Genomic DNA, 16,035 nt, shown 5'->3' on the forward strand with positions numbered 1-16,035 from the left:
CCGCAGGACGGATGTGCTGGAAGTCTAACAGGGCGACGTTAAATAGCCATCACCGGCCAGCGGGCTGAATAGCGCGACATCAGGGCCGCGCACAGTGCAAATATTTGGCTATACATGAAAGGAGCAAAATGGAAAAAAAACTATAAGAAGGAGACCCATGCACACCTATCACGTGTTGATCATCGGCAGCGGTTTTGGCGGTCAATGTGCTGCGGTCAACCTGCTCAAGGCCGGGATCGACGATTTTCGCCTGCTGGAGCGACGGGACTTCTTTGGCGGCACCTGGTGCCAGAACACCTACCCCGGCGCGGCGGTGGACGTGCCGTCGCCGCTGTATTCGCTGTCGTTCGCGCCGTACCGCTGGTCGCAGATGTTCGCCGGACAAGCCGAGTTGCAGCGCTACACCGAGCATGTCATCGAGCAGTTCGGTTTGCGTGACCGCGTGGAGCTGGAGGCCAATGTCGAGCGCGTCGAATGGGACGACACGGAAAAACGCTGGGCCGTGTATACCGCCAGCAAAGGCACCTTTTATGCGCAGTTCCTGATCAATGCCACCGGACCATTGAGCCAACCGGTCATCCCACACTTTCCCGGCCAGGAGCGCTTTCAAGGCAAGACGTTTCATACGAACAACTGGGATCACAGCTACGACTACCGCGCTAAACGCGTGGCCATCGTCGGCAGCGGTGCCAGTGCGGTACAAGTGATTCCGGCGATTGCGCCGCAAGTCGATCACCTGCACGTGTTTCAGCGCACGCCACACTGGGTGCTGCCCCGCGCCGATCGTCAGTTCGGACCGCTGCAACGCTGGCTGCTTGGCCGCAAACCCGCCTACAAACTGTTGCGCTGGCTGATTTACTGGCAATTCGAAACCCGCGTCATCGCGTTCAAATACTCGAAAGCGGCGATTCACATGGTCCAGCAGCACGCCCTGCGTTTTCTCAAACGCCAAGTGCCGGACCCGGTGCTGCGAGAAAAACTCACCCCGGACTTCACCATTGGCTGCAAACGGGTGCTGGTGTCCAGCACCTATTACCCGGCGCTGAACCGTTCCAACGTCGCCTTGCATACGCGCGAGCAAGGCATTGCGTCCATCGACGAAACCGGGATCAACACCGAGGACGGCCAGCACATCGATGTTGATCTGATTATCTGGTCGACCGGGTACGACGCAACCGACGGGGTGATTTCCTACCCGGTCAGCGGAAAAAACGCCGTGCAACTCAGAGATGTCTGGGCGCAATACCCGCGCGCCTATCTGGGCACCAGTCTGCCGGACTTTCCCAACCTGTTTATCGTCACCGGCCCCAACACCGGCATCGGCCACACCTCGGCGCTGTTCATCATCGAGTCGCAGATGAACTACATCCTTGACTGTATTCGCACCGTGCAGGCGAAGGGTCTGCGCAGCATCGAAGTGCGCCCCGAAGCGGAACGTACCTACACTGAGATGATTCATCGGGAAATGGAGCGCACGGTCTGGAAGTCCGGCGGCTGCCACAGTTGGTATCAAAGCAAGAGCGGTCATGTGATCGCGATGTTTCCCGGCTTCAGTTTCAGCTACCACCGCTTGACCCGAGCGCTGAAACCGGCCGACCACATTCTGTCCTGAACACGTAAAAGGAAGACGTCGATGCTTTTGCTGTTTGTCGCCCTCGCGGTTTTCGTGGCCTGGAGCTGGTTGAGTTATCCGGCGGTTGGTCATTGGCTGTACGACCTGAACATGGCCATCGAGGCCAAGTTGTACAAATTGCACAAGATCGAAGTGCCGATCGCCGAGATGACCGTCTCGACTTGGCAGGGCGGGCCGTATGAAGCGGCCAGCGCGATTCTGATGCTGCATGGCTACAGCGCCGACAAGAACCTGTGGCTGCGCTTTTCCCGGCACTTCGTGCGCCAGTATCGGGTGATCATCCCGGACCTCGCCGGCCATGGTGAAACCGGCTTCAAGGCGGGCGGCGGCTACGACATTCCGTTGCAGGCCAAGCGCATGATCCAGTTGCTCGACGTTTGCGGCGTGGAGAAAGTCCACGTAATCGGCAACTCGATGGGCGGCTACATCGCCGCGTGGCTGGCGGCGACTTATCCCGACCGCATCGCGTCGGTGGCATTGATCGACCCGGCGGGCGTCACCGCGCCTGAGGCCAGCGACATGGAGCGGCATCTGGCGCGCGGGCATAACCCGTTTCTGATCAATTCGCGGGAAGAGTTCCAGCAGTTCTACGCGATGACCATGGCCACGCCACCATGGGTACCCAAATTGGTGCTGGACGCCATCGCCCAGCGCTACGAACAACAACGCGATGAACTGGAAGAGATCTTCCGCGATTTTCGCGCCAGCCCGCCGATGGAGCCGAAACTGGCCGACATCAAGTGCCCGGCGCTGTTGCTCTGGGGGCGCAAGGATCGGCTGATCGACGTCAGCAGCGTGCCGGTGTGGAGCAAGGGCATCGCCAATTTGCGTGTGGATGTCTGGGATCACGTCGGGCACATGCCGATGGTTGAACAGCCGGGGAATACTGCGCGCCTGTATCGCGAGTTTCTGGGAAGCCAAAGATGACAATGCACTCTTCCCCTGATCGTTCCCACGCTCTGCGTGGTAATGCCTCAAGGGACGCTCCGCGTCCAGTGACGCGGAGCGTCACGGGCTGCATTCCCAGCAGAGCGTGGGAACGATCAAGGGTAAGGGCTTGAGATGAACATTCTTTATGACGAACGCCTCGACGGCCCGTTGCCGCAGGTGAACAAGGCCGGATTCCTCAAGTCATTGCAGCAAACGCTGCCAGATCTCGACATTTTGTGGCGCGAGGAAGAACTCAAACCCTACGAATGCGACGGTCTCTCCGCCTACCGCACCACGCCGATGCTGGTCGCCCTGCCCCGACGAATTGAGCAAGTGCAAACCCTGCTCAAACTCTGCCATGAGAAAAACGTCCCGGTGGTTGCCCGTGGTGCCGGCACCGGGTTGTCCGGCGGCGCCTTGCCGCTGGAACAGGGCCTGCTGCTGGTGATGGCGCGCTTCAATAATATCCTGCACATCGACCCGGCCGCGCGCACCGCGCGGGTTCAACCGGGGGTGCGCAATCTGGCGATCTCCCAGGCAGCGGCGCCTTTCGGCCTGTATTACGCGCCAGATCCATCCTCGCAGATCGCCTGTTCGATCGGCGGCAACGTCGCCGAAAATGCCGGCGGCGTGCATTGTCTCAAGTACGGTTTGACCGTGCACAACCTGCTGAAAATCGAAGTGCTGACCATCGAAGGCGAACGCCTGACCCTGGGTTCGGACGCCCTCGATTCAGCGGGTTTCGATTTGCTCGCGCTCTTCACCGGCTCCGAAGGTTTGCTGGGGATCATCACCGAAGTCACGGTCAAACTGCTGCCCAAACCCCAGGTCGCGAAAGTCCTGCTGGCCAGTTTCGATTCCGTAGAAAAGGCCGGCCGTGCGGTCGCTGAAATCATCGCGGCGGGGATTATTCCCGGCGGCCTGGAGATGATGGACAACCTCGCCATTCGCGCCGCCGAAGATTTCATCCACGCCGGTTACCCGGTCGATGCCGAGGCGATTCTGCTGTGCGAACTCGATGGCGTCGAAGCCGATGTCCACGATGATTGCCAACGGGTGCGCGAGGTCATGACCGCGGCCGGCGCCACCGAAGTGCGTCAGGCCCGCGACGAAGCCGAGCGCGTGCGTTTCTGGGCCGGGCGCAAAAATGCCTTTCCGGCCATCGGTCGTTTGTCACCGGACTATTACTGCATGGACGGCACCATCCCGCGCCGCGAATTGCCCGGGGTTTTGCAAGGCATCGCCCGCCTCAGCGAAGAATACGGATTGCGCGTGGCCAACGTATTCCATGCCGGCGACGGCAACATGCACCCGCTGATTCTGTTCGACGCCAATCAACCCGGCGAGCTGCACCGCGCCGAAGCCTTGGGCGGCAAGATCCTCGAACTGTGCGTGCAGGTCGGCGGCAGCATCACCGGCGAACACGGCGTCGGCCGCGAGAAAATCAACCAGATGTGCGCGCAGTTCAACAGTGACGAACTGAGCCTGTTTCATGCAGTAAAAGCCGCGTTCGACCCACAAGGCCTGCTGAATCCCGGCAAGAACATTCCGACCCTGCACCGCTGCGCCGAATTCGGCGCCATGCATATTCACGCCGGGCAATTGCCCTTTCCCGAACTGGAGCGTTTCTGATGGCCGACGTCGATGCCGCCAGCGCCCTGCTCGATCAGGTCAACGAGGCCCGGGCCAATGCCACGCCGCTGAAAATTCAGGGTGGCAACAGCAAAGCGTTCCTCGGCCGCGAGGTCGCCGGTGAAGTGCTCGACACCCGCGCCCATTGCGGCATCGTCCGTTACGAGCCGACCGAACTGGTGGTTACGGCGCGCGCCGGCACGCCGTTGTCCGAGCTGCTGGCGGCGCTGGACGCTGCCGGGCAAATGCTGCCGTGCGAACCGCCAGCGTTCGGCGAGGGCGCCACCGTCGGCGGCATGATCGCCACGGGTTTATCCGGGCCTCGGCGGCCGTGGTCGGGCTCGGTGCGCGATTTCGTCCTCGGCACGCGGGTCATCACCGGCCTCGGTCAGCACCTGCGCTTCGGCGGCGAAGTGATGAAGAACGTCGCCGGTTATGACCTGTCGCGGTTGATGGCCGGCAGTTACGGCTGCCTCGGCGTGCTCACCGAAGTGTCGCTGAAAGTCCTGCCGAAACCGCGCCAGTGCCTGAGCATTCGCCTCGACATTGAATGCGCGCGGGCACTGGCCAAGCTTGCCGAATGGGGTCAGCAACCGTTGCCGATCAGCGCCGCGTGCCACGATGGCCAGAGCCTGTATCTGCGTCTTGAGGGCGGCGAAGGCTCGGTGACGGCGGCGCATCAACGCCTCGGTGGTGAGCCGTTGGATTCAGGGTTCTGGCGGGATCTGAATGAGCAGCGTCTTGCGTTTTTCAACGAAGGTTTGCCGCTGTGGCGCTTGTCGTTGCCGAATAATCTCGGGCCCCTGGATCTGCCCGGCGAGCAACTGATCGACTGGGCCGGTGCACAACGCTGGCTGAAATCCGACGTCGAGCACATGCATATTCTCGCTCAGGAACTCGGCGGCCATGCCACCTGTTTCACCCACGGCGCCAGTTCTTCGCCGTTCCAGCCGCTGGCCTGGACACTGCTGCGCTATCACCGACAACTGAAGGCGCAACTCGACCCGCAAGGGCTGTTCAACCCCGGGCGCATGTACGCGGAGTTCTAGCCATGCAAACCACCCTCAGCGAACAGTCACTGCAACTGCCCCGTGCCGCCGAAGCGGAAAAAATCCTCCGCACCTGCGTGCATTGCGGCTTTTGCAACGCGACCTGCCCGACCTATCAATTGCTCGGTGATGAACTCGATGGCCCGCGCGGGCGCATCTACCTGATCAAGCAAGTGCTCGAAGGCGCGCCGGCAACGGCGCAGACGCAACTGCATCTGGACCGCTGCCTGTCGTGCCGTAACTGCGAAACCACCTGCCCGTCCGGCGTCGACTATCACAACCTGCTCGACATTGGCCGCGCGGTGGTCGATCACGCGGTGCCGCGTCCGGCGGCGCAGCGCCTGTTACGTGAGGGCTTGCGCGCATTGGCGCCTAATCCGGGATTGTTCAAAGGCTTGTTGCGAGTGGGCACGACGTTTCGGCCGCTGTTGCCGCGCTTGCTTGAAAGCAAATTGCCGCAGCACTTGCCGGTTAACGGCTCGCGCCCTGCCCCTCGCCATGCCCGGCGGGTGTTGTTGCTTGAAGGCTGCGTACAACCGGGGTTGTCGCCAAATACCAATGACGCCACGGCGCGGGTGCTGGATCGTTTGGGCATCAGTGTCACCCCGGTGGCCGAGGCCGGGTGTTGCGGCGCGCTGGACTATCACCTCGACGCGCAAGCCAAAGGCCTCGATCGCGCCCGGCAGAATATCGATGCCTGGTGGCCACACCTGCAAAACGGTGCCGAAGCACTTGTGCAGACCGCCAGCGGTTGCGGCGCATTCATCAAGGATTACGGGCATTTGCTGGAAGACGATCCGGTGTATGCGGCCAAGGCCAGGGAAATCAGCGAGCACACGCTGGATCTGGTGCAGATACTCGCGCAAGAACCGCTGGAGCAGATCTGCGCCGCCACTGAACGGCGGATTGCCGTGCATTGCCCGTGCACCTTGCAGCACGCGTTGAAACTGGGCGGCGCGGTTGAAGCTGTGCTGACCCGCCTCGGTTTCAATCTCACCGCCGTGCCTGACGGCCATTTGTGCTGCGGCTCGGCGGGTACGTATTCGTTGACGCAACCGATGCTGGCCCGGCAACTGCGCGATAACCGCCTTAACGCGCTGGAAAGCGGTCGCCCCGAGCTGATCGTCACCTCCAACGTCGGCTGTCAGAGCCATCTGGGCAGCGCCGGGCGCACGCGGGTGATGCACTGGATCGAACTGGTGGATCAGTCGTTGGCAGAATGAAGTTCGTAGGATTCTTCGTTTGCCCGCGTGCGAGAAGGCTGCGATCTTTTCCCTCATCCATTCCGTGACCGTGGCAGGAATTTTTTTCATGACCGTGCAGCCGTTCGTCAGCCCCGACCTGATCCGCCAACGCTTCTCCAAAGCGATGTCCGACATGTACCGCGAAGAAGTGCCGCTGTACGGCGCGCTGATGCAATTGGTGGAGCAGACCAACCGCGAGGTGCTTGCACGTCAGCCGGACATCGCCCGGCAGCTCGATAGCACCGGCGAAATCCAACGGCTGGACATGGAGCGTCATGGCGCCATTCGCGTCGGCACCGCGACGGAACTGGCCACCCTCGCCCGCCTGTTTGCGGTGATGGGCATGCAACCGGTGGGTTATTACGACCTGACCCCGGCGGGCGTGCCGGTGCATTCCACAGCGTTTCGCGCGGTGCATGAAGAGGCGCTGCAAGTCAGCCCGTTTCGCGTGTTTACGTCGCTGTTGCGCCTCGAGTTGATTGAGGATGCGCAACTGCGTGCCTTTGCCGAATCAGTGCTGGCCAAGCGTTCGATCTTTACCTCGGAGGCGTTGCGCCTGATCGCGCAAGCTGAAAACGCGGGCGGACTGAATGAAAGCGAGGCCGAGGCATTCGTCCTACAGGCATTGGAAACCTTTCGCTGGCATCACAGCGCCACGGTTACCGCTGCGCAATATCAATCTTTGAGCGCCCAACATCGCTTGATCGCCGATGTGGTCGCATTCAAAGGCCCGCACATCAATCACCTGACGCCGCGCACGCTGGACATCGACCGCGTCCAAGAACAGATGCCAGCCCATGGCATCACCCCGAAAGCCGTGATCGAAGGCCCACCGCGCCGGCAGTGCCCGATCCTGCTGCGCCAAACCAGTTTCAAGGCACTGGACGAGCCGATCGCCTTCACCGATCAGAACCAAACCCGTGGCAGTCACAGCGCGCGTTTCGGCGAAATCGAACAGCGCGGCGCGGCGCTCACGCCCAAAGGTCGGGAGCTGTATGACCGCTTGCTGAATGCCGCGCGCGATGAACTCGGTGACTTCCCCAACGAAGGCAATGCCGCACGCTACAACGCGCTGATGGCTCAGCACTTTGGCGAATTTCCTGACAGTGTCGAGGGTATGCGAGAACAAGGGTTGGCGTACTTTCGTTATTTCGCCACGGAAAAAGGGCAGGCTGCTGGAGGGCTTGGGCAGTCGTCTCTGGAGGACTTGTTGCGCGGTGGTTATGTGAAAGCGGAACCGTTGGTGTACGAAGACTTCCTGCCGGTGAGTGCGGCGGGGATTTTTCAGTCGAACCTTGGCGACGCGGCACAGGCGCATTATGGCGAGCATTCCAATCGGCAGGCCTTCGAGCAGGCGCTGGGGCGCGCGACTATTGATGAGTTGGGGTTGTATGCCGCGACGCAGCAGCGTTCGATCGATAATTGTCTGTCCACACTTTCCCGGTAACGGCCGAAGGCTGCGATCTTTTGATCTAAAAGTTTTAAGCAGCCGCTTCGACCAAATGATGGCACCTGGCCATTGTGCGCAAGAAGTTGCGCACTTGTTTTGCAAAAAAGCCTGATAAAACCGCTGAGAGCCACGTCGCACAAGGCCTGCAGCCAAGTGCGCAAGAAGTTGCGCAGTACTGCGCAACTTCTTGCGCACTTTTGCCTTGAGCGAGCGCTTTATTTCGCACAAGCGCCTGAAAAATCAGACAAACACCCCGGCCCGCATGGTCGCAACAATTGTTGGCACGCTCCTTGATAACAGTCAGGCACCCACCGGGCGATTTCGCCTCCCGGGCACCTTAAATTATTCCGCAAGGAGAGCACCCCATGGCAACACCAGCGTACATGTCGGTTACCGGCGAAAAACAAGGCCTGATCACTGCAGGCGCTTTCACCGCTGACTCCGTAGGCAACACCTACCAGGAAGGCCACGAAGACCAGGTTATGGTTCAGGCTTTCAGCCACGACGTGATCATCCCGCGTGACCCACAATCCGGTCAGCCAACCGGTCAGCGCGTTCACAAGCCAGTTGTGATCACCAAGGTCTACGACAAGGCTTCGCCTCTGTTGCAAGCCGCTCTGACCTCCGGCGAGCGCATGAGCGAAATCGTTATCCAGTGGTTCCGTACTTCTGCTCAAGGCACCCAAGAGCACTACTACACCACCAAACTGGAAGACGCGATCATCGTCGCCATCAACAACAAAATGCACAACTGCCAGGATCCAGGCAATTCGCACTTCACCCACCTGGAAGAAGTGCAGTTCACCTACCGCAAAATCACCTGGACCCACGAAGTATCCGGTACTTCGGGTTCCGATGACTGGCGTGCTCCAGTCGTTTAATTACGGCTGATCGTTACAAGCATCGGCCAGCTCTGCTGGTCGATGTTGTTTTCGCCCTCCAGAATTTCGCGTAAGTTGAGCCGTTTGCGGTCGTCAACTCACGCCGCTGTACAGCACGAGGAACAAGGGATGTTCGCGCCGGCCAATGAAACCCACTTTGCCCTGACCATCGAAGGTCTTTCTGCTGACTTTCAGGTATTCACCCTGCAAGGCCGCGAAGCCATCAGCCAGCCTTTTGTGTTCGAGGTGGAGCTGGTCAGTGAGCAGCCGTCGCTGGACCTCGAAACCCTGCTGCACAAACCGGCCTTCCTGCAACTGTCGCCCGACGGCAGCGGCATCCACGGCCAGATCTACCGCGCCGCGCAAGGTGATTCCGGCAAACGCCTGACCCGTTACTCGGTGACCCTGCGCCCGCAATTGTCCTACCTGGCGCACCGCGTCAATCAGCGCATCTTCCAGAACCTCACGGTGCCGAAAATCATCGGCATGGTCCTCGAAGAGCACGGCATTCAAAGCAACGCCTACGAATTCAAGACCGGTTCGATCTATCCCGAGCGCATCTACTGCGTGCAATACGATGAATCGGACCTGCATTTCATCCAGCGCCTGTGCGAGGAAGAAGGTATCCACTACCACTTCGAGCACACGGCGACGGCGCACAAACTGGTGTTCGGCGATGACCAGACGGTGTTCCCGAAACTCAAGCCTGTGGCCTATCAGCAAGACTCCGGCATGGTCGCCAGTGACCCGGTGATCAAGCGCTTCGACCTGCGCCTGGAAACCCGCACCAGCCGCACCACCCGCCGCGATTACGATTTCGAAAAACCGCGTATTACCCTCGAAAGCGAAAACCGTGGCGACGCCCTGCCCGACCTCGAAGACTACGATTACCCAGGTCGTTTCATCGACCGCGAGCGCGGCAAACACCTGGCCAAACGCGCCCTCGAACGTCATCGCAGCGATTTCAAGCTGGCTGAAGGCAGGAGCGATCAGCCGTTGCTGGTCAGCGGCCACTTCCTCGCCCTGACCGCGCACCCGAAAGCCAAGTGGAATGACCTCTGGCTGCTCACCGAAGTCCACCACGAAGGCAAGCAGCCGCAGGTCCTCGAAGAGTCGGTAACCAGCGACACCACCGCGCTGAAAGACGATTTCCACCAGGGCTATCGCAACCGCTTTCAGGCCACCCCATGGGACGTGCCCAACCGCCCGCCCCTGCGCCACCCGAAACCACGCATCCTCGGCAGCCAGAGCGCCGTGGTCACCGGCCCGAAAGGCGAAGAGATCCATTGCGACGAATACGGCCGCGTCAAAGTCCAGTTCCACTGGGACCGCGAAGGCGAAGCCGACGACAAAACCAGTTGCTGGCTGCGCGTCTCCAGCGCCTGGGCCGGCGCGCAATACGGCGGCATCGCCATCCCGCGCATCGGCATGGAAGTGCTGGTCACCTTCCTTGAAGGCGACCCCGATCAACCGCTGATCAGCGGCTGCCTGTACCACAAGGAAAACACCGTCCCCTATCCACTGCCGGCAAACAAGACCCGCAGCACCTTCAAGACCCTCAGCTCGATGGGCGGTGGCGGCTACAACGAACTGCGCATCGAAGACAAAAAAGGTCAGGAACAGATCTACCTGCACGCCCAGCGCGATTGGGACGAAAACATCGAGCACGACCAGAAAATCCGCGTCGGCAACGAACGCCACGACACCGTCGAAAAGAACAGCTACAGCGAGTTCAAGGCCGAAGAACACCACACCGTCTACGCCGACCGCAAAGTCGAAGCCCGAGCCAACGACCACCTGACTGTCGGCGTGAACCAGCACATCAAGATCGGCACCGGCCAGTTCATCGACGCAGGCCAGGAAATCCACCTCAGCAGCGGCATGAAAGTGGTGATGGAAGCCGGTAGTGAGCTGACCCTGATCGGCGGCGGCAGCTTCATCAAGATTGATGCTGGTGGCGTGACCATGAGTGGGCCGGTGATCAATATGAACTCGGGTGGTAGCCCGGGGAGCGGCACGGGCGCGGCGCCGTTGTTGCCCGGCGTTGTGAAACAGGCTGATGCTGACAAGGCTGGCCAGGTTGTAAAACCTTCATTGGGTTCATTCAAGGCACAGTCAAAAGCAGGTGTGTTGCTGCCGACGCCATCGTGTCATCTGGATGCAACAGGTTGCTGCCCAATTCACCAACCAGGTGGGTCTGCATGATCGTTTCCATCGAATCACCCTTCAAGCAACCTGCAACAACGGGTGTGATGTGCCTGATCTTGGATCGAAGCTTTGATCCGGATCTGCTGAGCCACTTGTATCAGGGTGAAGAGCAATCTCGACCCAGTTGCATACCACTGTTCACAGGAACGCCCTATGCAGATCTTCAGCCTGCTGGCCCCTATGCAGTCCTGTGCCCAGACAAAGGTGCAGCCGCGGACTTCATCGGGGCTCTGCTGGAACGCGCGGATGCTGGATGTGTCGCGTGGCTGAGCAACCCGGAGTCTCTGGATCATGGCGTCGAACACTGGCGCAGCCTATTGACGGTTCGTACCGATGATGAGCCGCAACAGATGATGCGTTTCTTTGATCCGCGCTGGCTGGAACCCTTGCTGCTGAGCCTCGACGAAGCCGAAAGAACGCAATTTCTCGGCCCGTTCAACAGCTTGGCCTGGCGAAACGAAATCGGCTGGCGATATTACGCCAAAGCGCCGCACAGTCCGGAAACAGTTGTCCAGCCACCGGCATGGCTGTATTTAAGCCCGCAACGTCAGACGCTCATCGAGCAGGGGCGGTTGAAAGTCATCGCCACCCGTTTTGCCGACGATTACCGCGACGCGCTGCCGCCGGAGGACGCCGTTGAATTCGTCTACCGACAACTGCTGGCAGGTCAGGATATGGGCTACGCGCAAATGGTCGATCAGGAACGCTGGCTACGTTTGGCCATTGTGCGTGGCGACACCTTCTGGGCACGCTCGCCCGACGCAGAACTGCTGGCCCGAGACGATATTGCACTGGGCGACAAGCTGACCCAACTGGAAAGTCTGTAATCACAAGGACGACGAGCAATGAGCAACACTTACACCGTTAAGAGCGGCGACACTCTTGGCAGCATTGCCGCCGCCAACAAATGCTCCGTGGCAGATCTGCGGGCCCTGAATCCGATCATTACCGACCCCAACCACATCAAGACCGGTTGGGCGTTGAAGTTGCCTGCGGCCAAGAGCCTGCCACCGCCCAAGCACGCCGATAACCAGAGCACAACGGCCGTCAAAGGTGCCGTCGAGTGCAAGGACGAACTGGTCGAAGTCATCCATATCACCGGCGAAGAGCACTTCTACATACTGACGGAGAAAGAATCGAACGCACTCAAACAGCAGTCCGACCTCGTCAAAAAACTGATGGATGAGCTGCATCAAAATCTGGCCAGCGCGACCGAAGCCAGCAAGTGCGCCAAACACAAAGATCCTCAGGCTTCTTGCTCCTGCACGAGTTGCGTTAAAGACAAGTGGAACGCCAAGGCTGAAGAGGCCGGCCTGTTACAGCGCTCCCCTCCCGTGGAGGCAAAACCGAAAACCGTCATCGAGCGCAAGGAAGATCTGCAGGGCCAACTCGCGACCGTGCAAAAGGCCCGCGATTGGTATAACCGTTACACGCCCCAGCCGGCCTTTGAAGGCAACTATCTGGAAACCAATTGGGAAGGCTTGCGAGACAAAAAGGTCGCCGAACTGAACGCCGAAATACAATCGCTGCGGACCCGGATCGCCGCGCAAGGCAAAGCCGAAGCTGGCGACAGCTCCACCAGTGCTAACGGGGCGGCCCCTGACATCAAACATGGGAAGGGCCAAGGCACTGATATTCAAAAGGGCAAACAGATAAAAACCGGTATCACTCCGGTCGAATACATTTCCTTCCGTGATCCGACCCGGCGTCACTACATCCCGGTTCGGGATCGGGAGCGGTTCACATGGAGTGTCAAGGTCCCTACCACAGTGATGCAAGGCAAGCCTTTCGATAAGAATCTCGCGAAGAACCTGATAAAGGACATCAGAGCGGCCGTCTCCGACGCCCGCAAAACCAGCCCTCTCGGCAGCCTGGAAGCCAAACTCACCTCGTGGACGAGCAAAGAGGACAATTTACTCAACGCACTCCACAAAGAGTGCTCCTGGACCTCCAATGAGGCTGACTCGGCGATATACGCAGTCTCCGCTGAGGCTCACGCCTTTCGCTTTGCCGCCACCGCCAGTGCCGGAATCAATAGTTGGGAACCAGGCAAGGGCAATGTCGAAATCGGCGTCAAAGGCAGTGCGGCGATCTCATTGGCCGAAGGCTCTGCAGCGATCAAGGGTTTTTTCCCCGACCAGGGTGGGTATGTGGTGCGCATGCCTTACCGCAATGCCGAGGGTAAGGAAGTCGTCAGCGATATCGGTGTCTTCCGACTCGAAGGCAAGGTGGAGTTGTCGTGTTTCGTTGGAGCAACGGCGCAAGGTCAGGCCGGTGTCAAAGCCCAATACAAACCAAAGGAAGCGGAAGCCTCCGGTGCGACCGCTTTTCTAAGCACCCCCGATATTGCAGTCGACAAACGACGCGGCGGCAGCCTAGGGGTGAAGGGTAATGCTTTCGCCGGCGTGCAAGGCGGCGGCACTTTGACAGGTACCTTGAAGTGGCTTGATTCGACCAAACTAGGGGTAGGAAAAATCGTCGCAGGACAGGCAAACGATAGCGGCAGCACTGATTGGTCGAGCCTGGTTGAAATCAAGGCTGAAGGAAATGTGGCTCTGGGTATTGGGGCGGGTTTTGATTTTGGTATTGAGATTCGGGAAGATCGATTAGCGATTAACTGTAAGGCAAGCTTGGTTTTTGGGCCGGGTGCAGGTGGTGGTTTTGGTACGGTGGTTGATATAGAGAAGATTGGCGATTTAGCCTATGTACTTTGCAGCGCATTATCTAAAGCTGACTTCCACTATCAGCTAGCCGTGACGAAAGATGCTTTTAATTACATAGCCAGAGGTATTTTCCAAATAGTCTCCAGCCCTGGAGAAGCTGTGGGTAAAGCGTTCTCGGATAGCGCACGTGATATAAATGTATGGTGGGAAAACCGCGAAGCCACCAAATTAGAAGCACAAAAAATGGCCAGCTACCTAATCGCAAACCAATCCGTAACAGTCAACCAAAAAAGAATCCCTCTTAATATTTTGCCTCCCGAAACAATTGGACCAATGATTTATCTGCTGACTGAAAGCTTCGTAGAGAGCTGGGCACAAGACCAGGAAAAAGCCGTCATCCTTTTACTTTCACACCTTCGTACTTGGCGACACTTCATCCAAGTACTTGAACACTGTTCGAAAGGAGGAGAAAAAGTTGACCCAATGAAAAGTCTAAATCGAATCAACGCATTACTCGACGGAACCGAGCAACAGCAATTCAATCGCTTTATTAAGTCTTTGGCAGTCAATAGCAACACATCAAATAGCTCAGAAGTGATGCTTGCGTGGAATCCCGGCCTACCATGGCGGAAAGAAAGAACTCTTATGGCTGCAAAAAGAAGCAATTTATATGACGGATTAGCTTAAAAAGGCGCCCTCAAGGGCGCCCTTAATCGAAGCTACAATGGTGCACTTGTTTGAATTGCACACCGAAAACTAGTATCACTAGTATGGTATTTCTGCTCGGGATTGGTAGCCCAACGACGGATCATTGGCGCAGCGGATAAAGGCGCTTCTAAAACGGTTGAGCCGCGTCTAATTCTTTGAGTTCCAGACTCTGGACCTTGCGGATTCTCAAGCGGAGAGTTTTTGTAATAATCCTTATCATACCAGTCACTAACCCAATCAGTTGAATTACCCGAAAGGCCATATATCCCTAATTTATTAGGTGCAAAGCGGCCGACTGGAAAGTTATGTTCTTCGTCTTCGATAGGGAAGTTTTTTCCAAAATCCAGACTTCCACTATCGGTAGGAAACAATAAATGCTGCCCACGACTGCGAGCAGCATATTCCCACTGAGCTTCAGTCGGTAGCTCCACCGCATACCCACTAAGATCGCCAATCCATTTACAATAATCTGTAGCTTCCTGCCAATCCTTAGTTGGAGCTGGCAGATCAGGCTCATAACGAAATTTTAAATCATCACGCTCTCGATACTTCTGATCGTATAGCGGCTTATTGTTCGCAACAAAGAATAAATCAAAATCCCCCAACGTCGCTTGAAATCTGGAAATATAATATCCGCTCAGTTTTACGGGGTGCACAAAATCATCATTACCATTTGGGCTTATATTACAAAGTTGCTCGGGCTCCTGCCCGCAGGGCCAAGCGCAAACATCTTTTTCGTCATATTCGCAAATCCAGCCGAAGTCGCCCATGTCAAATTGGCCACCTTCGACGAACACCATATTGTCGATCGACTGCACAACCGTTTTGAGCACCTTGTCACGCATTTCGCTGGATAAGGCAGGATATTTCGTCTTGATCGTCGTCGCGATGGACGCCACCTTTTCAGGAGAGAGGCTCTTGCTGCTAGGTAGGGGACCGGATTCGGCCTCGCAGCCGACCAGGAACAGCATGGCTGGCAGGGCAAGTACAAACTGACGTAACACAGGCAATATCCTTATAGGGTGCGTCAAAATGTAAACCTTACCATTCCCTACGATCACAACAAACTGTTGAAACGAGCAGCGTATGCATAACGAAGCCCGCCGCTTCGGCAACGGAGACTTTTGATCGCCCGCTGAGGTGGCAAGCTCTATCGATGACTGCGTTTTGTCCTGCACATGCATGGCAAGCTCACCCAGCTCACCAGTGCCCCAACAGCATTCCGCAAGCACCGTGAAAAGACCACGCTTTCTCGAAATTAAGCTTCGCGTGCCTCCGAATAAACCCAAAATAACCGACACCGCCACTTTGCCGGAGAAGTAAAAGTGCTAACCGATGAACAAGCTCGCGTATTACTCAAAGAGCTGATCGAAAAATATCTCAAGGGAAACGCCCCAGATTACGATCATATGGTCGAAGTCGTTCAGGATCCATCGCGGCAAATCCCGACCAGAGGAATACTCGAGGGCATTCGACGCTACAACATGGTTCAACGCACCCAGCAAGAGCTTGAACTGATCAATGACCTTTTGTATATGTATGGGTGAGTCAGCCTATCTTTGACAATCAACTACGCGCAGATCACAACCCTGGAGTTTTAGTAAGCGAGCGGGGATAGCAACGCCTTCCTTATTTTA

The 16,035-nt window shown here is 57.8% G+C and carries 12 protein-coding genes; 11 read left to right on the forward strand and 1 reads right to left on the reverse strand.

Annotated features, from left to right (window positions below):
- Positions 1-157 precede the first annotated feature (157 nt).
- From CKW26_RS03500 to CKW26_RS03545, 10 genes are all read left to right on the forward strand, one after another.
- A complete protein-coding gene (locus CKW26_RS03500; protein ID WP_095047521.1) occupies positions 158-1,612 on the forward strand; it encodes an NAD(P)/FAD-dependent oxidoreductase in 1,455 nt (484 codons plus the stop codon).
- A gap of 21 nt (positions 1,613-1,633) precedes the next feature.
- Positions 1,634-2,560, forward strand: a complete 927-nt coding sequence (locus tag CKW26_RS03505) for an alpha/beta fold hydrolase (RefSeq protein WP_095047522.1) — start codon at positions 1,634-1,636, stop codon at positions 2,558-2,560.
- 135 nt (positions 2,561-2,695) lie between these two features.
- Positions 2,696-4,195, forward strand: a complete 1,500-nt coding sequence (gene glcD / locus CKW26_RS03510; RefSeq protein WP_095047523.1) for a glycolate oxidase subunit GlcD — start codon at positions 2,696-2,698, stop codon at positions 4,193-4,195.
- A complete protein-coding gene (gene glcE / locus CKW26_RS03515) occupies positions 4,195-5,244 on the forward strand; it encodes a glycolate oxidase subunit GlcE (RefSeq protein WP_095047524.1) in 1,050 nt (349 codons plus the stop codon). Before glcD ends, glcE begins: the two co-directional genes overlap by 1 nt.
- Positions 5,245-5,246: 2 nt before the next feature.
- Complete coding sequence (gene glcF, locus CKW26_RS03520; protein ID WP_095047525.1) at positions 5,247-6,467, forward strand: glycolate oxidase subunit GlcF; 1,221 nt, start codon at positions 5,247-5,249, stop codon at positions 6,465-6,467.
- A gap of 88 nt (positions 6,468-6,555) precedes the next feature.
- Positions 6,556-7,935 (forward strand): VOC family protein, encoded by a 1,380-nt coding sequence (locus tag CKW26_RS03525; protein WP_095047526.1) that lies wholly within the window; start codon positions 6,556-6,558, stop codon positions 7,933-7,935.
- A gap of 368 nt (positions 7,936-8,303) precedes the next feature.
- On the forward strand, positions 8,304-8,819 hold the full coding sequence (locus CKW26_RS03530) for an Hcp family type VI secretion system effector (protein WP_007919523.1): 516 nt from the start codon (positions 8,304-8,306) through the stop codon (positions 8,817-8,819).
- A gap of 129 nt (positions 8,820-8,948) precedes the next feature.
- A complete protein-coding gene (tssI, locus tag CKW26_RS03535) occupies positions 8,949-11,024 on the forward strand; it encodes a type VI secretion system tip protein TssI/VgrG (RefSeq protein ID WP_095047527.1) in 2,076 nt (691 codons plus the stop codon).
- Entirely contained in the window at positions 11,021-11,854 is an 834-nt protein-coding gene (locus tag CKW26_RS03540) for a DUF4123 domain-containing protein (protein ID WP_095047528.1), read from the forward strand. Before tssI ends, CKW26_RS03540 begins: the two co-directional genes overlap by 4 nt.
- An 18-nt stretch (positions 11,855-11,872) precedes the next feature.
- Entirely contained in the window at positions 11,873-14,377 is a 2,505-nt protein-coding gene (locus tag CKW26_RS03545) for a LysM domain-containing protein (RefSeq protein ID WP_095047529.1), read from the forward strand.
- Positions 14,378-14,409: 32 nt separating this feature from the next.
- Here CKW26_RS03545 and CKW26_RS03550 read toward each other — a convergent pair whose 3' ends face one another.
- Positions 14,410-15,582, reverse strand: a complete 1,173-nt coding sequence (locus CKW26_RS03550; RefSeq protein WP_256579864.1) for an SUMF1/EgtB/PvdO family nonheme iron enzyme — start codon at positions 15,580-15,582, stop codon at positions 14,410-14,412.
- Positions 15,583-15,723: 141 nt separating this feature from the next.
- Between CKW26_RS03550 and CKW26_RS03555 the strand changes: the two genes are divergently transcribed.
- Positions 15,724-15,945: a hypothetical protein gene (locus tag CKW26_RS03555; RefSeq protein WP_095047530.1), complete on the forward strand. Its 222-nt coding sequence runs from the start codon at positions 15,724-15,726 to the stop codon at positions 15,943-15,945.
- Positions 15,946-16,035: the final 90 nt, after the last annotated feature.

Source organism: Pseudomonas sp. Irchel s3h9 (genome assembly GCF_900187475.1).
Taxonomy (GTDB): domain Bacteria; phylum Pseudomonadota; class Gammaproteobacteria; order Pseudomonadales; family Pseudomonadaceae; genus Aquipseudomonas; species Aquipseudomonas neuropathica.